Annotated in this window: 18 protein-coding genes and 2 pseudogenes; 10 read left to right on the top strand and 10 right to left on the bottom strand. The window is 73.4% G+C overall.

The features are described from left to right. Positions 1 to 288: 288 nt before the first annotated feature. Positions 289 to 484 (bottom strand): annotated as a pseudogene (locus AB0I21_RS46770) (transposase); the annotation flags it as partial. 214 nt (positions 485 to 698) lie between these two features. Here AB0I21_RS46770 and AB0I21_RS46775 point away from each other — a divergent pair. Further along, positions 699 to 1475 (top strand): hypothetical protein, encoded by a 777-nt coding sequence (locus AB0I21_RS46775; protein WP_360570814.1) that lies wholly within the window; start codon positions 699 to 701, stop codon positions 1473 to 1475. 43 nt (positions 1476 to 1518) lie between these two features. Here AB0I21_RS46775 and AB0I21_RS46780 read toward each other — a convergent pair. Both AB0I21_RS46780 and AB0I21_RS46785 read right to left on the bottom strand, forming a co-directional pair. Next, positions 1519 to 2168, bottom strand: a pseudogene (locus AB0I21_RS46780) (response regulator transcription factor). Beyond that, on the bottom strand, positions 2165 to 3442 hold the full coding sequence (locus AB0I21_RS46785) for a histidine kinase (RefSeq protein WP_360570816.1): 1278 nt from the start codon (positions 3440 to 3442) through the stop codon (positions 2165 to 2167). The pseudogene AB0I21_RS46780 and the gene AB0I21_RS46785 overlap by 4 nt, the downstream one beginning before the upstream one ends. Before the next feature lie 110 nt (positions 3443 to 3552). On the opposite strand from AB0I21_RS46785, the gene AB0I21_RS46790 reads away from it, so the two are divergent. The 4 genes from AB0I21_RS46790 to AB0I21_RS46805 are packed head-to-tail and all read left to right on the top strand — an operon-like array spanning position 3553 to position 7032. Then, on the top strand, positions 3553 to 4071 hold the full coding sequence (locus AB0I21_RS46790) for a hypothetical protein (RefSeq protein WP_360570818.1): 519 nt from the start codon (positions 3553 to 3555) through the stop codon (positions 4069 to 4071). After that, positions 4068 to 5156, top strand: a complete 1089-nt coding sequence (locus AB0I21_RS46795; RefSeq protein WP_360570820.1) for a peptidoglycan-binding protein — start codon at positions 4068 to 4070, stop codon at positions 5154 to 5156. The genes AB0I21_RS46790 and AB0I21_RS46795 overlap by 4 nt, the downstream gene beginning before the upstream one ends. After that, a complete protein-coding gene (locus AB0I21_RS46800; RefSeq protein ID WP_360570822.1) occupies positions 5153 to 5848 on the top strand; it encodes an ABC transporter ATP-binding protein in 696 nt (231 codons plus the stop codon). The genes AB0I21_RS46795 and AB0I21_RS46800 overlap by 4 nt, the downstream gene beginning before the upstream one ends. Next, positions 5845 to 7032, top strand: a complete 1188-nt coding sequence (locus tag AB0I21_RS46805) for an ABC transporter permease (protein WP_360570824.1) — start codon at positions 5845 to 5847, stop codon at positions 7030 to 7032. The genes AB0I21_RS46800 and AB0I21_RS46805 overlap by 4 nt, the downstream gene beginning before the upstream one ends. Here AB0I21_RS46805 and AB0I21_RS46810 read toward each other — a convergent pair. Beyond that, positions 7001 to 7486, bottom strand: a complete 486-nt coding sequence (locus tag AB0I21_RS46810) for a DinB family protein (protein WP_360570826.1) — start codon at positions 7484 to 7486, stop codon at positions 7001 to 7003. The two genes, AB0I21_RS46805 and AB0I21_RS46810, sit on opposite strands and share 32 nt — an antisense overlap. 161 nt (positions 7487 to 7647) lie before the next feature. After that, positions 7648 to 8241 carry a TetR/AcrR family transcriptional regulator gene (locus AB0I21_RS46815; protein ID WP_360570828.1) on the bottom strand — a complete coding sequence of 198 codons (594 nt, stop codon included), beginning with the start codon at positions 8239 to 8241 and terminating at the stop codon, positions 7648 to 7650. Positions 8242 to 8329: 88 nt separating this feature from the next. Here AB0I21_RS46815 and wrbA point away from each other — a divergent pair, with 88 nt between their 5' ends. Beyond that, positions 8330 to 8944, top strand: coding sequence for an NAD(P)H:quinone oxidoreductase (gene wrbA / locus AB0I21_RS46820; protein ID WP_360570830.1), 615 nt, complete (start codon positions 8330 to 8332; stop codon positions 8942 to 8944). Positions 8945 to 8972: 28 nt separating this feature from the next. Here wrbA and AB0I21_RS46825 read toward each other — a convergent pair whose 3' ends face one another. The 3 genes from AB0I21_RS46825 to AB0I21_RS46835 are packed head-to-tail and all read right to left on the bottom strand — an operon-like array spanning position 8973 to position 12759. Next, the gene (locus AB0I21_RS46825; RefSeq protein WP_360570832.1) at positions 8973 to 11462 is read right to left on the bottom strand and encodes an FtsX-like permease family protein; all 2490 of its coding nucleotides are present in this window, start codon (positions 11460 to 11462) and stop codon (positions 8973 to 8975) included. Beyond that, positions 11459 to 12184: an ABC transporter ATP-binding protein gene (locus AB0I21_RS46830; protein ID WP_360570834.1), complete on the bottom strand. Its 726-nt coding sequence runs from the start codon at positions 12182 to 12184 to the stop codon at positions 11459 to 11461. The genes AB0I21_RS46825 and AB0I21_RS46830 overlap by 4 nt, the downstream gene beginning before the upstream one ends. Then, entirely contained in the window at positions 12181 to 12759 is a 579-nt protein-coding gene (locus AB0I21_RS46835; RefSeq protein ID WP_360570836.1) for a PadR family transcriptional regulator, read from the bottom strand. Before AB0I21_RS46835 ends, AB0I21_RS46830 begins: the two co-directional genes overlap by 4 nt. Before the next feature lie 109 nt (positions 12760 to 12868). Between AB0I21_RS46835 and AB0I21_RS46840 the strand changes: the two genes are divergently transcribed. Further along, a complete protein-coding gene (locus AB0I21_RS46840; protein WP_360570838.1) occupies positions 12869 to 13192 on the top strand; it encodes a hypothetical protein in 324 nt (107 codons plus the stop codon). A gap of 38 nt (positions 13193 to 13230) precedes the next feature. Beyond that, positions 13231 to 14613 (top strand): AAA family ATPase, encoded by a 1383-nt coding sequence (locus AB0I21_RS46845; protein ID WP_360570840.1) that lies wholly within the window; start codon positions 13231 to 13233, stop codon positions 14611 to 14613. A gap of 216 nt (positions 14614 to 14829) precedes the next feature. Here the strand turns inward: AB0I21_RS46845 and AB0I21_RS46850 are convergent, their stop codons facing one another. Together AB0I21_RS46850 and AB0I21_RS46855 are read right to left on the bottom strand one after the other, a co-directional pair. After that, positions 14830 to 16656: an AMP-binding protein gene (locus tag AB0I21_RS46850; RefSeq protein ID WP_360570842.1), complete on the bottom strand. Its 1827-nt coding sequence runs from the start codon at positions 16654 to 16656 to the stop codon at positions 14830 to 14832. A 99-nt stretch (positions 16657 to 16755) separates the two neighbouring features. After that, the gene (locus tag AB0I21_RS46855) at positions 16756 to 17928 is read right to left on the bottom strand and encodes a TetR family transcriptional regulator (protein ID WP_360570844.1); all 1173 of its coding nucleotides are present in this window, start codon (positions 17926 to 17928) and stop codon (positions 16756 to 16758) included. A gap of 104 nt (positions 17929 to 18032) precedes the next feature. Here AB0I21_RS46855 and AB0I21_RS46860 point away from each other — a divergent pair, with 104 nt between their 5' ends. Both AB0I21_RS46860 and AB0I21_RS46865 read left to right on the top strand, forming a co-directional pair. After that, the gene (locus AB0I21_RS46860) at positions 18033 to 19244 is read left to right on the top strand and encodes an acetyl-CoA C-acetyltransferase (protein WP_360570846.1); all 1212 of its coding nucleotides are present in this window, start codon (positions 18033 to 18035) and stop codon (positions 19242 to 19244) included. Positions 19245 to 19256: 12 nt separating this feature from the next. Continuing rightward, positions 19257 to 19639: enoyl-CoA hydratase-related protein (locus AB0I21_RS46865; protein WP_360570848.1), on the top strand; the 383-nt coding region annotated here is incomplete at its 3' end.

A 19639-nucleotide genomic window follows, 5' to 3' on the forward strand; every position in this document is an offset into this window, starting at 1 on the left:
CGTTGACGGGCTTCAGTCTTTCCGGCGCGTTCGCGAATGTCGGTGGTCCTTCGATGTGGGTTTGTGGTGGACCTAACCTGAGCTTTGACCTGTGCGGTGTGGCCGAGGGATGGTCGACTTCTTCTTTCCGGGTTTCGGTTTGCCGGGTCCGTTGCTGGTGACGGTGTGGACGTCGTAGCGGTGGGTGGGTTGGCGGTTCGGTTGGCCGGGTGGCCGTCCGGGTCCTGCCTGGGTGGGTTTCGGTGCGTTCGCGGGACAGGTGCTTGTCGCGCGGAGGTGCCGAAATTGAGCTTCCGGCCGAAGCCAGCACGTGACATCCACCGCGAGCACGATCCGGCCATCAGCCGCGCGGCAACGGCACCGACGCCACCGCGGTCCGCAGTCGCTGCACGTCCACCCGCCCGGCCGCGAGCGCGTCATACAGCGCACTGTGACCACGCCGGTGCTCCGCGACCAGCGACAACGCCGGCAACGACCGCACCGGCCTATGATCAGCCAGGGTCGATGCCAATCGGCCCAAGGTTGAAGATCAAGCTCAGGCAGGTATCGGCTGACACTGGGTGATGGCTCACGCCGTGGTCCGCTGACGCAGATTGACGACTTCGACCCTTCACCGAATCCCGTCTTGACATGGACCGCGTCAGCTTCCCAGCACTAGCCTGATCGCCTGATCCGCGAAACCTATGCCGGAGGGCCCAGTGCCGATCGCCGCCGCCCATGACGGATACAAGCTGTGGTATGACGTGGCGGGCGACGGTCCTGCCATCATCATGCCGGCCAGGCTTCGGAACGAGTTCGCGGCTCTCGGCGCGGCGCTGAGCGACCAGCACCGAGTCGTCCGGTACAAGCCACGGCAGGTCGTCGGTGTCATGGAGCCCGAGCCGGAGGCCGGCGGCCAGTGGGAGCCGGCATCCTGGGCCCAGTACCCTTTGGACGCCGAGATCGCCGACCTGCACGCGGTCGCCGACGCGGCCGGCGTGACGGACTTCGTGCTCGCCGGCTATTCCGGCATGGCTGCTCTGGCTGCCTTCCTCGGGCCGATCAGCGACCGCGTCATCGGCCTCATGATCGGGGGTTTCCCGCTCCTCGCCAGCTGCGACTACTGGCTCGGGTTCGAGGAAGGAGCGCGCGCCGCGCTCATCCAGGCCGGACTTCCCGACAGCGCCGCCGACCACCACCTCGGCCGGCTGCTCTACCGAGAATGGGGCAGACGCGACGACACGGTCGCGCTGACCGCCATGACCGGACCCAAGATCCTCTGGTACGGCAGCCGCGACTGCGAACCGGACTGCCGCATGTACGACTTCGTGGGCGGGGCTGCCATCGCCCGCAACATCCGCAACCACGCCGACGAGCTGCGTCGAGCCGGCTTCGAGCTCATCGAACTCGACGGCCACGACCACATCGGAGCCCTGGCCGACACGGACCTGATCGCCCCGCGACTGTCAGCCGCACTGGCGAAGGCGGGCTGGTGAGGGATGGGACCGCCCTGCGCTGGCCTTCGAGCGTACGCAAGGGTCAGGCGGCGCCGGTGCGGTGGGCGTAGATGACGGCGTGGATGCGGTCGCGGAGGCCGAGTTTGGCGAGGATGCGGCTCACGTGGGTCTTGACCGTGCCTTCGGAGATGGTGAGGCGGGTGGCGATCTCCTGGTTGGACATGCCCTCGGCGATCAGGTGCAGGACGTCGCGTTCGCGGGCGGTCAGGACGTCGATGGGGACGAGGTCGGACGGGCGGGGGTCGGTGGAGACGAAGTGCTGGACCAGGCGGCGGGTCACCGTCGGGGCGGCGACGTTGTGGCCGCCGGCGACGGCGCGGACCGCCTGCGTCAGTTCGGTGTCGAGGGCGTCCTTCAGCAGGAAGCCGGCGGCGCCCGCGCGGAGGCCCGCGTAGACGTACTCGTCGAGGTCGAACGTGGTCAGGATGATCACGTGAGGTGGGCGGACGGGGGGAGGGCGGTCCGGAGACGGCGGGTGGCCTCGATGCCGTCGACGCCGGGCATGCGGACGTCCATCAGGATCACGTCCGGGGACACCGACGCGGCGACCGACAGGGCCTGCAGGCCGTCCGCGGCCTCGCCGACCACGACCAGGTCGTCGGTGCCGTCGAGGATCATGCGGAAGCCGGCGCGGACGAGGGACTGGTCGTCGGCGAGCAGGACGCGGATCATGCGACGAGCGCCAGGGGCAGGAACGCCGACACCTCGAAGCCGCCGTCGGGGGACGGGCCGGCGGTCAGGACGCCGTTGAGGGCGGTGACCCGCTCCGTGATGCCCCGCAGGCCGTTGCCGGGCGTCAGGGGTGCGATGAAGCGGCCGTCGTCGCAGACGAGGATCCGCAGGCCGGAGGGGTCGAAGGTGAGCTCCACCGTACAGGAGGCGCCCGGCGTGGCGTGTTTGAGCGTGTTCGTCAGAGCCTCCTGGACGATCCGGTAGGCCGCCAGTTCGATCACGGCGGGCAGGGTCGCCGGGGCGCCGGACACGCTGAAGGTGACCGGCACGCCGCTGGCTCGGACGCGGTCGATCAGTTCGGGGAGCGTGGCGAGGCCGGGCTGCGGGGACAGGGAGGCGGGGGCGCGGACCAGGTTGAGCAGGCGGCGCATCTCGGCGAGGGAGGCGCGGCCGGTGGTGACGATCGTGGTGAGCGCGGCGTCGCAGCGCTCGGGGGAGCGGTGCAGCTGAGCCTTGGCGCCCTGGGCCTGCACGACCATCACCGACAGGCCGTGCGCGACGACGTCGTGCAGCTCGCGGGTGATGCGGCCGCGTTCGGAGGCGACGGCGAGGGCGGTGCGCTGCTCCTGCTCGCGTTCCAGGTCGTCGGCGCGGGCCTGCAGGACCGCGACGTGCAGCCGCCGGGTGCGGGCGCTGTCGGCGACGGCCCAGGTGGCGGCGAGCAGCAGCGCGGGCACGGCCGCGGACTGCAGCGCGCGCACCAGCATGGGCAGCGCGTCGCCGTGGACGGCGGCGTACAAGGCCTTCGATGCCCGGCCGAGGTGGTCGGCCACGGACGTCAGCGGGCGGGCGGGGTCCGGCGCGAGGCCGATCCCCTGCGCCAGCGCGCCGGACAGCAGCAGCGCCTCGGTCGCGACCAGGGCCGCCAGGACCGTCTGGCGGCGGTGGTCGGAGCTGGTCAGGGCGTACATCGTGATCAAGACCGCGACGTCGGTCGGCGGCGACTTGAGGACCGGGTCGAGGAGGTGCACCTCGGCCGCGCAGATCGCCAGGATCGTCGCGGTGAGGGGCCAGCGGTGCCGCAGGACGATCGCGACCGCGGACGGGATCGCGGCGAGGCTCCACCAGAGCGTGTGCAGCCGCCAGGCGGCGACGGTGCCGAACGTGGCGAGCACCTTGAAGTCCGGCTCACCGAACAGCAGGAGCGCGTCGCTCCACAGCAACGTGGCGGCGACCAGCACAGCGATGAGCGACGCGTCCAGCAGGCGTTGCATCGTCCGAGCGTACGTGCGTCGCGGCGGTCGCGGATCTGTCGCACGACAGACCCCGAAGATCGGTCTGCGGCCAGACGCGGGTGATGCCGGTGAACGGCGACCGTGAGCACATGACATCGAGACCGTTCCTGGCGCTGGTACTGGTGGCGCTCCTGGCCGGCTGCTCACCGGCGGCCGAGAAGCAGGACCCCACCGTGATCAACACCCAGCAGGCCCTCGACGTGGGTCGTCGCCTCGCCCAGTGCGCCCGCGACCACGGGTACCCCGACATGCCGGACCCGGTGATGGAAGGCGACCGCCTCGCCTGGCCGGGCGACGGCCGGGACGTCAAGGAGCAGCTGAGGGCGCTCAGCGAGCAGGTCCCCGAGTGCAAGGCGATCATGGACGAGATGGCGGCGCTCGGCACGCCCCGCTCCGCCGAGCCGCCCAGCGCCGCGGACATGGAGAAGCTCAAGGCGTTCGCCAAGTGCATGCGGGACCACGGCATCGACGGCTTCCCCGACCCGAAGGCGGACGGCACGTTCCCGCTCGTCGGCACGCCGCTGGAGAACGAGGGCAAGAGCGAGCGGGTCCTGACCGCGTTGGACGCCTGCAAGAGCATCTACGACAAGAAGATCGCGATCTCATGAGGGCACGAGTGGTAGCGGCCGGCAGCGCGCTGCTGGCGGCGGGCGTGGCCGGCTGGGCGATGACCCGCCCGCAGAAGCCCGAAACCGTCGCGGCGCCCCAGGTGCGCACGACGACGGCACCGGTGACCCGCGGCGACGTCGCCGCCCGCGTCCAGGTCGCCGGCGTGCTGGGCTTCGACGGCGCGTACACCGTCGTGAACCAGTTGCCGGGCGGCGTCGTCACCGCCGTGCCGGCGCCCGGGACCGCTGTCGTCCGCGGCGCCGACCTCTACGCGGTGGCCGGCGTCCCGGCGACGCTGCTCTACGGCGCCGTGCCGGCGTACCGGGAGCTGGCCGCGGGCATGAGCGACGGCGTCGACGTGCTCCAGCTGGAGCAGAACCTGGTCGCCCTCGGCCTGGACCCCGGTCACGGCATCACCGTCGACCGGCACTTCAGCGACGCCACCGCGACCGCGGTCCGGCGCTGGCAGGCGGCCCGCGGCCTGCCCGTCGCGCAGCGCACCGGCCGGCTGCCGCTCGGGCAGGTCGCGTTTCTGCCCGGCGCGGTGCGGGTCGGCGCGGCCCTCGTCCAGGTCGGCGCGTCCGCCGGGCCGGGCGAGCCGATGCTGTCGGCGACGACGACCGCCCGCGTGGTCCGCGTCGCGCTGAGCGCCGGCCGGCAGGGCAGCGTCCACGCCGGCGACCCGGTCACCGTCAACGTGCCCGGACTGGACGCCCCCGTCCCGGGGACCGTCCGCGAGGTCGGCACCGTCGCGACCGCGCCCGAGCAGGGCAACAACGGCCCGCCGGGGCCGGCCACCGTGTCGATGGTGGTCACCGTGACCATGCCGTCCGGCGCGCCCGCGCTCGACCAGGCACCCGTCCAGGTGTCGATCACCGGGTCGCAGCGCAGGAACGTGCTGCGGCTGCCGGTCACCGCGCTGCTCGCCGCCGCCGACGGCGGCTACCGGGTCGCGGTCGTCGACGGGTCCGGCCGGCGCCTGATCACGGTCACGACCGGGCTCTTCGACGAGAACGCCGGCATGGTCGAGATCACCGGCGGCGAGCTCACCGAAGGCATGCGCGTCGAGGTGCCTGTGACATGACCGATGCCGTTCTGGCTCTGGTACAGGCAGCGCGCACGTACCCCGGCACCCCGCCCGTCGAGTCGTTGCGGGGCGTGGACCTGACCGTCGCCGCCGGGGAGATGGTCGCCGTGGTCGGACCGTCGGGCTCCGGCAAGACCACGCTGCTGAACCTCGCCGCCGGGCTGGACCGGCCGACGAGCGGCTCGGTGCGCCTCGCGGGGCACGCCGTGGAGGACCTGACGGACGGGCAGCTGTCCGGCCTGCGGGCGCACACGCTCGGCGTCGTGTTCCAGCAGTTCTTCCTGATGGACCACCGGTCCGCGGCCGACAACGTGGCCGACGGGCTGCTGTACCGCGGCGTGCGCGCGTCGTCGCGACGGCGGGCGGCGGCCGACGCCCTCGACCGGGTCGGCCTCGCGCACCGCGTCGACCACCCAGCCGGCAAGCTGTCCGGCGGCGAACGGCAGCGCGTCGCGATCGCCCGCGCGCTCGTCGGCCGTCCCGCGCTGGTCCTCGCCGACGAGCCCACCGGCAACCTCGACAGCAGGACCGGTGGGCAGATCCTCGTGCTGCTGCGGCAACTGCACGCGGACGGCGTGACGCTGCTCGTCATCACCCACGACGCCGTCGTCGCGGAGGCCTGCCCGCGCCGGGTCGACCTCCGCGACGGCCGGATCGTCGCCGACACGCTGACTGGACGGTCCGGATGAGATCCCGTGTACGCGCCGCCGACCTGCTCCCGCTCGCGAGCATCGGCATGCGCAGCCGCCCCACGCGCGCCGCACTGTCCACATTGGGCATCGCGATCGGCGTCGCCGCCATCGTCGGGGTCCTCGGCATCACCCGCTCCAGCCAGGCCGACCTCCTCGCCCGCATCGACCATCTCGGCACCAACCTGCTCACCGTCGCCAACGGCACCCGCATCGGCGGCGACGAGGCGAAGCTGCCCACGTCCTCGGCGACCGGCGCCGCCCGGACCGACGGCGTGCTGAAGGTGACGGCGACCGCGGGCGTGCCGCGCCTGCAGGTGTTCCGCACCGACTTGGTGCCCGCCTACCGCGGCGGCGGCGTCGAGGTCCGCGCCACCGAACCGTCGCTGCTGGACACGCTCGACGGCCGCCTGGCCACCGGCGTCTTCCTCAACGACGCCACCGCCCGGTATCCCGTCGTGGTCTTGGGCCACGATGCGGCGACGGCGCTCGGCATCGCCCAGGTCGACGCCGGCACGCGCGTCTGGCTGGGCGAGCACTGGTTCACCGTCGCGGGGGTGCTGCGCCCGTTCGAGCTCGCTCCCGAGATCGACCGGGCCGCGCTGATCGGCCTGCCGGTGGCCGCGTCGTACTTCGGCTACGACGGCCACCCGACGCGCCTGTACGTCCGCGCGGACACCGCCCGGACGGTCCCGGTCGCGGGGATGCTGGCCCGCGCCGTCAACCCCGCCGAACCGAACAGCGTCAACGTGAGCCGCCCCTCCGACGCCCTGGCCTCCCGGCTGCTCGTCGCGGACTCCATCACGTCACTGCTGCTCGGCCTCGGCGCGGTGACCCTGCTCGTCGGCGGCGTCGGCGTCGCCAACGTCATGGTCATCTCGGTCCTGGAGCGCCGCACCGAGATCGGCCTGCGCCGTGCTCTGGGCGCCGCCCGCCGCCACATCACCGTCCAGTTCATGACCGAGTCCCTCCTGCTGTCCCTGCTGGGCGGCCTCACCGGCGTCATCCTCGGCGCGGCCGTCACCCACGCCGTCGCCGCGTACCGTGGCTGGCACCCGCTCGTGCCGCTGTCGGCGGTCGGCGGTGGCTTCGCCGCGACGCTGCTGATCGGCGTGGTCGCGGGCGTCTACCCGGCGGTCAGAGCCGCCCGCCTCAACCCGACGGACGCGCTGCGGACCGCGTGAGCTGCTCGCGGAGGATGTCGCCGTGGCCGGCGTGGCGGGCGAGGTCCTCGATCAGCAGCAGGTAGACGAACCGGAGGCTGACGTCGCCGGCGACGGGGTGGGGTCTGGTGTCGTCGAGCTCGAAGCCGGCGGCGATCGCGCGGGAGCGGTCGCTCGCCCGCTCGAACTCGGCGATCACGTCCGCCAGGGTCTCGTCGCCGGCGACGACGAAGCTGCCGTCACCGCCGGCGGCGGGCCCGTCGCACTCGGCCGCGTCCAGGCCGAGCAGCACCCGCTGGAACCAGATGCGTTCGGCGGTCGCGGCGTGCTTGACCAGTCCGATCGGCGTCGTCAGCGACGCCACGAGTCGCTGCCGCGCCTGGTCCTCGGTCAGCCCGCGCGCGGTGTCGATGAGCGCCTGCCGGGCGCGGTCGAGCATGTGCTCCAGCAGGAGCCGTTCGGGCCCGGCGGTCACCGTGGGCATCGTCCACACAGGTCGTCCATCCTTCCGGCTGCATGCCGTGGCATCGGGTCGGATCGTGGGGCCGGCGTCAGAAGGTCCTCAGCGACGTTTCGAGACCGATCCCGGTGCCGCCGGCGGCGTCACCCGCGCCGATCCCGGTGCCGCCGGCGGCGTCACCCGTGGCCGAGGAGGGCGTCCAGGACGGTGTCCAGGCCGGATCTGATGCGGTCGGGGGTCAGGCCGAGCACCCGCTGCTGGTGGTCGAGGACGGCGGGCTGCAGCAGTGCCAGCAGGACGCTGGCGGTGTAGGCGGCGTCGCGGGCCGGGTCCAGCTCGTCGAGCAGGGTGACCAGGTGCAGATGATAGGTCTTGTACGGGCCGCTGCCCCACCCCTGCGCCGTGCTCGTGGCGAGCAGCCGCAGCTCCCACTGGTCGCGCTGCAGGTCCAGCAGCGCGTGCAGGAACGCGCGGATGCGGGCGGCGGGGGGCGCGCCCGGGCCGAGGGGTGGGGGACCGTCGAGGAACGCTTCCTGGAAGCGGACCTCGTGGCCCTCCATCAAGGTGTACGCGAGGCCGCTCAGATCCCCGAAGCGCCGGTACGCGGTGCCCACGCCCACGCCGGCCTCGCGGGCGACCTCGTCGAGCGCCAGCCCGGCGACGCCCTTGGCCGCGACGATCCGCAGCGCGGCGTCGACGAGCCGCTGCCGGTTGCGGGCGGCGTCGGCGCGCTCCGCGGGCGGCTGGCCGGCCATGGGCAGTGGGTGCACGTGACGATCCTCCCATCCCTTGTAAGTGGAACTCATTCCGCTTAGTCTCGTGACCGTAAGCGGAAAACATTCCACTTGGAGGACCGTCATGGGTGCCAAGGTCGCCGTCGTCTACTACTCCGCCACCGGTAACGTCCACACGCTCGCCGAGGCCATCGCGGCCGGCGCGGCCGACGCCGGCGCCGAGGTGCGCCTGCGGCGCGTGCCGGAGCTGGCCCCGGACACGGCGGTCGACGCCAACCCCGCCTGGCGGGCGCACCTCGACGCCACCAGGCACGTCGAGGTCGCCACCCACGACGACCTGATCTGGGCCGACGCATGCGCCTTCGGCTCGCCGACCCGCTACGGCAACATCGCCGCCCAGCTCAAGCAGTTCATCGACACCACCGGCGGGCTGTGGGCGGCGGGCCGGCTGCAGGACAAGGCCGCGACCGCCTTCACCAGCGCCGCCAACCCGCACGGTGGCAACGAGTCGACGCTGCTCGCGCTGTACAACACCTTCTACCACTGGGGCGCGTTCATCGTGCCGCCCGGCTACACCGACCCGGCCATCCACGCGGCCCGCGGCAACCCCTACGGCATCGCCCACCCCGGTGCCGAGAGCGCCCCGAGCGCCGCCACCCTCGCCGCCGCCCGCCACCAGGGCCACCGCCTCGCCGTCACCGCCGCCCGCCTCGTCGGCGCCGTCACCGCCGCCCGTTAGAGCGCCTCGGAGGCGGGCCGGCGGAGCGTCAGTCGAGTGCCTGGCGGGACAGGGCCGGGGCCTCCTTCCCGGCCAGGAGCCAGCCGCCGGCGTACGCGACCGCCGGCAGCCCGACCAGGATCGTCGCGAGCGCGACCGACGGCGGGTGGCCCAGCCAGTGCAGCGCCCGGTGGTGCCAGGAGAGCAGCGCCAGGTAGGCGCCGGCCGTGCCGAGCAGCGCGCCGAGCAGGGCGAGCGCACCGGCGGTCGCGGCGGTCAGCGCCCGGCGGGTGCGGCGCGGCGCGCCCGTCGCGGTCAGGGTGCGCAGGTCGCGGGCGGTTTCGCTGCGGATCAGGCCGACCGTCACGGCGAGCACGCCGAGTGCGACCGCGATCCCGATGGCGGTCGCGAACAGCGCCACCCGGGCCACGTCCGCGCCCGTCGGGCGGGTCTCCACGGTGAGCCCGGACCGCTCGGCCGTCTCCTCGGCCCGGTCGATCTGGGCCTGGGTGAGCGGCCGCGGGGCGCGGACCAGCCAGCCGCCCGGGACCGCCTGCAACCGCAGCGTGGCCATGGCGTGGCCGGTGATCAGCGAGCCGGGCAGCGACGGGTACGCCGGCAGGTCCGCGTGCTGCACCTTCGGGCGCCAGTCGTGCTGGTCGGTGGGGAACAGGTCGTACCCGTCGTAGCTGGCGCGGAAGGTGACGATGTCGGTGTCGGCGGCGATGCTCGCCGGGTCGATCCCGTAGTGGCGCAGCACCTCCGGCGTCGCCACGACCAGCGGGTCGGCCTCGTCGCTGCTGTAATGGGTCCTCGTGCGCCCGCCGACCGTCTCGTGGCGGGGGATGCCCATCTGCGACACCGGACGCCCGCCGCCGGAGTCGCCGGCCCGCGGCCCGTTCGGGTCCATCGCCGCTTGGAGCGGGAGCACCGATGTGGCGTGCAGCGCGGCGGCGATCGCGTCGACCTGATGCCGGGCGGCGGCCTCCTGGTCCGGTGTCGTCGTCGGCACGGGTCCGTCGAGGCCGGACGGCCCGAGCCACACGACGAGCTGGTCGGCCGGCAGGTTGCCGCCGGCCGGCGCGGCCGCCTTGGCGACGGACACGGCGGCGGCGAGCGCGAGGGCGGCCGCGATGCCGACGGCGAGCGTGATCGCGGCGACCGCGGCGCTGGAGCGGGCCCGGTAGCGGGCCAGGTCGCGCAGCGCCAGCCGGGGCGCCAGCGGGGCGAACCGCGCCAGCCGGCCGGCTGCGGCCACGCCCAGCGGGGCGAGCAGGAGCAGGCCGGTGGCGACGCCGAGGACGCCGCCGATGAGGTACGGGGGCTCCTCGTGGTGCGACGTGAAGAGCGCACCGAGCCCGGCGGCGAGCAGCGCCAGGCCGGCCAGCGCGAAGCGGTGCGCCGGCCGGGGCGGCACCGGACGCGCCGACAGCGCGGCGACGACCGGGACGCGGGCGGCGGCCCGGGCCGGCCACCAGGCGGCACCCACGGCGGTGAGGACCGCCAGCAGCAGCATGGCGGCGAACGCGGACCAGGGCAGGTCGAAGCGGTCGATGCGGCGCCCGATCAGCGGCTCCAGCCGGTGGCTGAAGGCGGTCCATCCGGCGAGCCCGGCCACCGCGCCGATGAGCGCGCCGGTCGCGCCGATGACGGCGCCGTTCGCGACCAGCACCAGCCGGATGTGCCGGTGGCTCGCGCCGATCGCGCCGAGCATGCCGAGCGCCCGCATCCGCCGCTGGGCCAGCACGGTGAACCCGGCCACGGCGAGCAGGCCCACGAACAGCAGGCCGATGGTGGCGAGCACGAGGACCGTGATGGTGCCCGGGTCCGTCTGTGTGCCGCGGAACTGGGCCGACATCCCGTCCGGCTTGCGGGCGTCGCGGAACTGCTGCTCGGTCGAGCGGATCAGCACGGCGGTCTGCGCGTCGGCGCCGGCCTGACCGGGCGCGACGAGCGCGAAGTGGTCGAGCAGGTTGAGCGGGTTCTCGACCAGGCCGACCACCGTGCGACGCCGGCCGCCCTGGTCCCAGGTGCCGCCGACGCGCAGGTCGAACGTCTTCGCCACCCGCGGGGTCACCGCGACCTCGTCCGCGCCCTGCGGGTAGCGGCCGGCGGTGAGGCGCAGCATCGAGCGTCCGTAGGGGCCGTCCGGGTCCTGGGCGCGCAGGTCGTACGCGGTGGCCGAGCCGGGCACCGGGATCTTCTGATGGTTGATGACCTCGATGGTGCCGAACGAGGTCCGCAGCGTGGCGAGGTCGGCGTCGGCCTGGGCGCCGGTGCTGCCGATCGTGGCCAGGCGGTTGGCGGTGCCGAACGTCGCGGCCTGCGGATCGCCGGCGGAGCCGGCGTAGCCGAGCCCGGCCGTGGTCGCGGCGACGGCGATCACCAGCAGCACCAGGACGAGCGACTGCTGGCGCCACTCCCGGCGGAACAGCCGCCACGCCCAGCGCACGACCGCTCGGCGCGCGGGCATGCCGCCGTGGCCCTTGCCCAGCACCGGCGGCGGCCGCTCCGCCACGACAGCGCTCGTCGGGCTCATCGGGCCGCCTCGCCGGCCAGCAGGGACTCGGGCCCGGGGCGCGGCGCCGTCCGGTCGACGATGCGCCCGTCGCGGATGAACACGACCCGGTCCGCCCACGAGGCGAGCTGCGCGTCGTGGGTCACGATGACCGCGGCCAGCCCGCGCTTGCAGGCGGCCAGCATCATCCGCATGACCGTCTCGCCGGTCGCCGAGTCGAGGGCGCCGGTGGGTTCGTCGGCGAGCAGCAGCCGCCGGTCACCGACGACGGCCCGCGCGATCGCGACCCGCTGCCGCTCCCCACCGGACAGCTGGTCGGGGAAGCGGGCCGCCCGGTCCGCGAGCCCCAGGTCGTCGAGCGCCCGCTGGCCGGCGGCGCGGGCCTTGCCCGCCGGGACGCCGTCGAGCTCCAGCGGCAGCGCCACGTTCTCGGCCGCGGTCAGGCCGGGCAGCAGGTTGAAGTCCTGGAAGACGTACCCGATGGCGCGCCGCCGCAGCCGGCTCCTGTCGTCGCGCGACATCCCACTCAGCGGCTGCCCCGCGACGTGCACCTCGCCGCTCGTCGGCGACTCCAGCGCCCCGGCGATCGTGAGCAGGGTGCTCTTGCCCGAGCCGCTGGGCCCCATCACCGCGACCATCTTGCCGGCCTCGACCGTCAGTGACACCTCGCGCAGGGCGTGGACCTCGTCGCTGCCGTCGAGGTACGTCTTCGACACGCCGTCCAGGCGCAGCACGTCGCTCATCGACGGACCCCCGTCCGGCGCCGGATCAGCGGTGTCGCGGGCCGCTCCCTGGGTGGCTCGAGCGCGGCGCGCTTCAGTCGGCCGTCGGCGGTGTCCAGCCACTGCACGACCGAGTCGAGCCGGTACAGCTCGGCGTCCACGACGAGCGCGAGCCCGAGGTCGAGGTCGGCCTCCTCCTCCTTGAGCCGGGTCCACTGCTGCATCAGCTCGACCAGGTACCGCCGGTGCGTCTGGATGACCTCGTGCACGTCGACGCCCGGCAGGCGGACCGCGACGAGCACCTTGATGACCAGCTCGTCGCGCGGCGGCGACTCCAGGTTGGGCGGGGTGCGCAGCCACCCGGCGAGCTCCTCCGCCCCGTCGTCGGTGATCCGGAACCCCCGCTGCGGCCCGGGCTCGGCGTCGCCGTCGGATTCCACGAGCCCGTCCCGCTCCAGCCGCTGCAGGGTCGTGTAGACCTGCCCGACGTTGAGCGGCCACACCTCACCGGTGCGCGCCTCGAACTCCTCGCGCAGCTGCAGCCCGTACTTCGGACCCTCGCTGAGCAGCGCCAGCAGCGCGTGCCGGACGCTCATCGGATCGACTTCCTCGATATCATGCCCCGTATAATACTCAGTATACTAACCCTGTCGAGGATTTCGATGTCCGGTGTTTCGGATCATCCTGGTGGGGAACATCTGGTGCATGCAGCCAGGTGCGTCAGCGGGAGACGAGATCGTCATTGACACCCAGCCGTTCCTGCGGGTGGGTGTGGGCATGCCGGTCGTCGACGAGGCCGGGGAGCAGATCGGCGTCGTGGCGGCGGTGCAGGGGCCGGGGACCGACATCCGCCCCGACACGATCGCCGGGATCGCCGAGCACCTGATGGGCACCGGGTACGCGCGCATCGACGGCACCGGATTCCTCTCCAACGACGTCTACGCCGCCGGCAACCAGATCAGCGGGGTGACCGACGACGTCGTCGAGCTGCACGTCGGCCGCGAAGAACTGCACCGCGCCACGAGCTGAACGCCCCGCCGCGGCTCCTGATGGGGGAGAATGCGGCGGTGGATGAACGCGCGGGGGACTTCGTCACGGCATTCAAGGCGTTCCTGGAGGAGGTCGTCAGCGACCACCGGGAGCGGCAGGACACCGACGGGCAGCTCGTCCCGGTCCTGACCGATCACCTCGGCAGCGACCCGCGGCGGCTGCCCGTCGTCACCGAGGAGCTCGCCGGGCACCAGTTCGTCGACCTCGACATCGCGCTCGACGAGGTGCAGCGTCGCGGCGGGCGGCACGCGCTCATCGGGATCGGCGGCGGCGAGCAGCGCCGGCACCAGTCCCTGAGCGAGATCCTGCAGCACGCCGGGCGGTATAACCAGTTCGGCGTGGCCGCCGTCGACTACGCCAGCGTCGCCACCGGGCCGGACACGGCGCGCCAGGCGGTGTCGTTCGGGCTGCGGCTGCTCATGTACGACGGTGCGCCCGTCGCCGTCCTGCAGCGCTCGCCCGACATGCGCGTCGGCCAGGCGATGGCCCGGATGGAGGTCGTCACCGCGGCCGAGGGCGTCGCGGCCCGCCTGATCGAAGAGGTCGGCACCCTCATGCTGCAACGGTCGGTGCTGCGCGGGCAGGTGCTGTCGCTGGGCGGCTCGGCGTACGAGCGCGGCGTCGGCCAGATCTCGTTCCACCGCCGCCCCGACGTCACCGAGGCCGACATCATCCTCCCCGACGGCGTGCTCGCCCGCGTCCACCGGCACGTCGCCGGCATCGCCGAGCACCGTGACCGCCTGCGCGCCGCCGGCCAGCACCTCAAGCGCGGCCTGCTGCTCTACGGCCCGCCCGGCACCGGCAAGACCCACACCGTCCGGTACCTGCTGTCCGCCCTGCCGGACGTCACCGTCGTCCTGCTGGCCGGCCCGGCGATCGCGTTCGTCGCGGAGGCGGCCAGGATGGCCCGCGCGCTGCAACCGGCGCTCGTCGTCCTGGAGGACTGCGACCTGGTCGCCGAGAGCCGCGAGCTGCACCACGGCCCGCAGCCGCTGCTGTTCACCGTCCTGGAGACCCTCGACGGCCTCGGCGACGACGCCGACGTCGCGTTCCTGCTCACCACCAACCGCATCAACGTCCTCGAACCCGCCCTCGCCCAGCGCCCCGGCCGCGTCGACCTGGCGGTGGAGATCCCGTTGCCCGACGAGGCCTCCCGTCGCCGCCTGCTGCGCCTGTACGCCCGGAACCTCCCCTTCACGGAGCCCGCGCTCGACCGTGCGGCCGCCGCCGCGGCGGGCGTCACCGCCTCGTTCGCCAAGGAACTCCTCCGCCGCGCCGTCCTCATCGCCGCCGAGGAGGGCACCCACCCCACCGACGCCCACCTCGCCACCGCCCTCGACGAGATGCTCTCCCAGGCCGAGTCCGTCACCCGCTCCCTCCTCGGCACCCCCGCGTCCTGACCGCGGGCGCGTCCCACCGGGATGGCAGGACCACGAGGCGCTGGGCCTGCTCGTGAACTGGCCGACCGCCCTGGCCGCGCTCCGGCCGCTGGGCGGCCTCACCGCGGGCCAGACCCTCCTGGTCCACGCCGCGGCCGGCGGCACCGGGCAGGCCGCGGTGGTGATGGCCAAGCACTACGGCGCGACGGTGATCGCCACCGCCGCGCCGGGCAAGGGTCAGGCGTACATCTCCTCGATGACGGTGGCGTGCTTCGAGGAGACGATGCGGCGGCGGAGCTTCAGGGACGGGGTCAGCTCGCCGGTCTCGGGGGTCCACGCGGACGGCATGATGCGGAAGGTCTTGATCTGCTCGGGGCGGGACAGGCGCTCGTTGACCGAGGCGACCACCGCCGACACCGCCGCGTGGACGGCCGGGTCGGCGGCGAGCGCGGCGAGGCCGACGTCCGCGAGGCCCTGTGACGCGGCCCAGACGGGGGCGACCTCCTCGTCGAGGACGATGAGCGCGGTGATGTACGGGCGCCGGTCGCCGATGGTGACGGCCTGGCCGATCAGCGGGCTGACGCGCAGCAGGTTCTCGATCTGTGCGGGGGAGATGTTCTTCCCGCTGGACGTGATGATGAGCTCCTTCTTGCGGTCGGTGATGGTGAGGAACCCGTCCGCATCGACGGCGCCGACGTCGCCGGTGGACAGCCAGCCGTCGGTGTCCACGATGGACTGTGTGGAGCCGTCGGCGTCGAGGTACCCGAGGCAGACCAGCGGGCCGCGGACCTGGATCTCGCCGTCGTCGAGCAGGCGCACCTCCATGCCGGCGTTGGCCCGGCCGACGGTGCCGGGGCGGAAGGTCGTGGGGGTGTTGATGGTCGTGGTGCCGGTCGTCTCCGTCATGCCCCACACCTCGAGCACGTCGACGCCGAGGCCGGCCAGGAACACCAGCACGTCCACGGGGATCGGCGCGGCGCCGCTGCCGGCCCAGCGCATCTCGTCGAGGCCGAGCAGGGCGCGCATCGGTGCCAGTACCTTGGCATCCAGCGCGGCGAGCTGCGCCGCCTGGTCCTCGGCCAGGGCCTTCCCGTCGGCCCGGGCGTGGAAGCTCTCCCGGGCCAGGCCGCTGGCGGTCTCGAACGCGGCCCGGACCGCCGGGTCGGCGGTGGCCAGCTGGGCCTGCACGCCGGCGGCCATCTTCTCCCAGACGCGGGGGACGCCGAAGAACGAGTGCGGCCGGACCGCGCGGAGCGCGGCGACGAGCTGCTTGCCGTCGGTGACGATCGTGGCGTGCCCGACGCGGTAGAGCAGGTTGTAGATGCCCAGGACGCGTTCGGCGATGTGCGCGAGCGGCAGGTACGCGAGGGTGCGCGGGTGGTCGGGCACCTCCACCGCCCCTTCGAGGACCCCGCACTGGTAGACGACGTTGCGGTGCGACAGCAGGACACCCTTGGGGTCGCCGGTGGTGCCGGAGGTGTAGAGCAGCGTGACGGGCTGCTCGGTGCGCACCTGCCGCCACGCCTCCTCGAACGCCGACGGGTCGGCGGCGTGCAGCGCGGCGCCGTCGGAGGCCACTGTGGACAGTGCCGTCGTCCCCGCCTCTACCGAGTCCTCCTCGACGACGATGACGTGCTCGACGGCGGGCAGGTCGCCGAGGACGGCCTGCCAGCGTCGCAGCTCGGGCAGGCCGTTGACGACGATGACCTTCGCGCCGCTGTGCTGGGCGATGTACCGCAGCTGCTCGGCGCTGAGGGTGGCGTAGGCGGTGCAGGGGACGGCGCCGAGGTGCACGGCGGCCAGGTCGGCGACCCAGTGCTCGATGCGGCTCGGCAGGCTCATGATCATGCGGTCGCCGGGGGAGAGGCCGAGGGCGCTCAGCCCCCGGGCCACGGCGGCGACCCGGTCACGCAGCTCCAGCCAGGTGACGGAGTCATCGGTGCCGAAGGTGCTCAGCGCCACCAGGTCGGGGTGTTCGGTGGCGTTGCGGTGCAGTAGTGCGGGAATGCTCGTGCCGGCGGCGATGTCCGCGCAGCGCGTCGCGAGGTCCAGGTTGGCGGTCACGGACTCAGCCTCCTCGGCCGACGGATCAGCTCTGGAGGGACTGTAACTCCCGATTAACTTATTGGGAAGAGATCCGACGTCAGGCGCGTGAACCGTGATTCAGGCGTGCAAAGCCGCCAGTGCGAGACCGGCCGTCTGCGAGGAGTAGCCGGGGGTGCGGTCGAAGCCGCCCAGGCGGCCGATGTCGGTGACCACGTTGAGCGCCGCGTGCACGAGGACCCTTGCGTCGGCGACCGGCAGCTCCGGCCGGACCGCGCCGACGAGCCGCACCCACTCCTCGACGTGCAGGCGCTGCGCCCCGCGCAGCTGGTGCCGGTCGGCGTCGGGCAGGTTGTTGTTCTCCGCGAGGTAGACCGCGACCAGGTCGCTCTGCCCGAACGCGAAGTCGACATACGCCGCCACGACCCGCCGCAGTGCGTCGGTGGGGTCGCTCGCCTCCGCGATCGCCGTGCTCGTCGCGCCGGTGAGCCGGTCCGTGGCGCGGTAGTAGGCGGCCGCGAGCAGGTCGGCCTTGCTAGGGAAGTACCGGTAGACGCTCGACGCCTGCATGCCCGCCGCGCGGCCGATGTCCTCGACGGAGACGGCGTGGAAGCCGTGCCGGTGGAAGAGCCGGATCGCCTCGATGAGCAGCAGCTCGCGGCGCGACGCGGGCTTGATCACCGCGGGTGCGTCCACGCCGCCCGCCGGCAGCTGCGGCGGGTCGGCGCGCAGCAGGGTCCACGCGACCCGGGTCAGCAGCCGCGCGGTGTCGGTGCCGGTGGCCGCCACGCGGTGCGTGGTGACGCTGCCGAATGCGCTGAGCGCGGCGTTGACCAGCAGCTCCGCCTGGCCCGCGGCCAGCTCGGGCCGCATGGCGCGCAGCGGCCCGGCGAGGCGGCCGACCAGCTCGGTGAGGCCCGCGCCGAACTCGCGGCGGTGCTCCCCGGTGAGGTACCGCCGCTCCCACTGGTACAGCCCGGCGGCGCGGCGCTTGGCCACGGCGATCCCGGCGACCGCGGCGAGCAGCTCGTCCAGGGTGCCCTCGGTGGTGGCGGCGAGCAGCGCGTTGACGAGGTCCCGGGTGGCGTGCACGAGGATCGCGTACTTGTTCGGGAAGTGCCGGTAGACCGCGGGTCCGCTGATGCCGACGACCGCGGCGATCTCGTCGACGGACACCCCGTGGTAGCCCCGCTCGCAGAACAGCTCGGCGCCGGCCAGGGCGATGCGGTCCTTGCGGTCCTTCGGCCGCTTCGCCGGCGTGGCGGGCTCCGCGCTGTTCGCTGCTGTTCGCACAGGGTACAGGTTAACGCCGCCACGACAACGCTTGACAACTGAGCGCACCGGCACAGAAAGTTAGGCGGGATTCGCATCCGAGAGCGTTTAGGCGAGGAGTGGTCATGGCATCCGAGGCGTACATCTACGACGCGCTGCGCACGCCGCGCGGCCGCGGCAAGCCCACCGGAGCGCTGCACTCGGTGAAGCCGGTGTCGCTCATCAGCGGCCTGATCGAGGAGACGCTGCGCCGGGCGCCAGGCCTGGACCCGGCCCGCATCGACGACGTCGTGCTCGGCGTCGTGTCACCGCTCGGCGACCAGGGCGCCGACATCGCCAAGACCGCCGCCCTCACCGCCGGGCTGCCCGACACGGTCGCCGGCGTGCAGCTCAACCGGTTCTGCGCGTCGGGGCTGGAAGCCGTGAACGTCGCCGCCCAGAAGGTCCGCTCCGGCTGGGAGGACCTCGTCCTCGCCGGCGGCGTCGAGTCGATGTCGCGGGTGCCGATGGGCTCCGACGGCGGCGCGTGGGCCCTCGACCCGGAGACCAACTACGACACCGGCTTCGTGCCGCAGGGCATCGGCGCCGACCTGATCGCCACCCTCGACGGGTACAGCCGCGAGGACGTCGACCGCTACGCGCTGCAGTCGCAGACCAGGGCCGCGAAGGCCTGGGCCAACGGCTACTTCGCCCGGTCCGTCGTGCCGGTGCGGGACCGCAACGGCCTCGTCGTCCTCGACCGGGACGAGCACCTGCGAGCGTCCACACTGGAGGGTCTCGGGCAGCTGCCGGCGTCGTTCGCGATGATCGGTGAGATGGGCGGCTTCGACGCGGTGGCGTTGCAGCGGTACCACTGGGTCGAGCGGATCGAGCACGTGCACACTGCCGGCAACTCCTCCGGCATCGTCGACGGCGCGTCGCTCGTCGTCATCGGCAACGAGGCGGTCGGCGCCGCCGCCGGCCTGACGCCCCGCGCCCGCATCGTCGCCACCGCCGTCAGCGGCGCCGACCCGACCATCATGCTCACCGGCCCCGCGCCCGCCGCCCGCAAGGCCCTCGCGAAGGCGGGCCTCGGCGTCGACGACCTGGATCTCGTCGAGATCAACGAGGCGTTCGCGGCCGTGGTACTGCGGTTCGTCGCCGACCTGGGACTCAGCATGGACATCGTCAACGTCAACGGGGGCGCCATCGCCATGGGCCACCCGCTCGGCGCGACCGGCGCCATGATCCTCGGCACCCTCACCGACGAGCTGGAGCGGCGCGGCGGCCGCTACGGCCTCGCCACGCTCTGCGTCGGCGGCGGCATGGGCATCGCAACCGTCATCGAACGCCTGTAGGGGGACACAGACATGGCTGACACCATCCGCTGGGAGCGCGGCGAGGACGGGATCGTCCTGCTGACCCTCGACCACCCGGGACGCTCCGCGAACGTGATGAACGACGAGTTCGGCGAGAGCCTCGTCGCCACCGTGGACCGGCTGGAACGGGAGCGCGACGACATCACCGGCGTCGTGCTCACCTCCGCCAAGCAGACGTTCTTCGCCGGCGGCGACCTCGAGTCGCTGGTGCGGGTCACCGACGCCGCGGCGCTCGACGCCGACACGCGCCGGCTCAAGCAGGCGCTGCGCCGCCTCGAGACGCTCGGCCGGCCGGTCGTCGCCGCGATCAACGGCTCCGCGCTCGGCGGCGGCCTGGAGATCGCGCTCGCCTGCCACCACCGCATCGTCGCCGA

It is taken from the genome of Dactylosporangium sp. NPDC050588 (assembly GCF_040654975.1).
GTDB classification, from domain to species: domain Bacteria; phylum Actinomycetota; class Actinomycetes; order Mycobacteriales; family Micromonosporaceae; genus Dactylosporangium; species Dactylosporangium maewongense.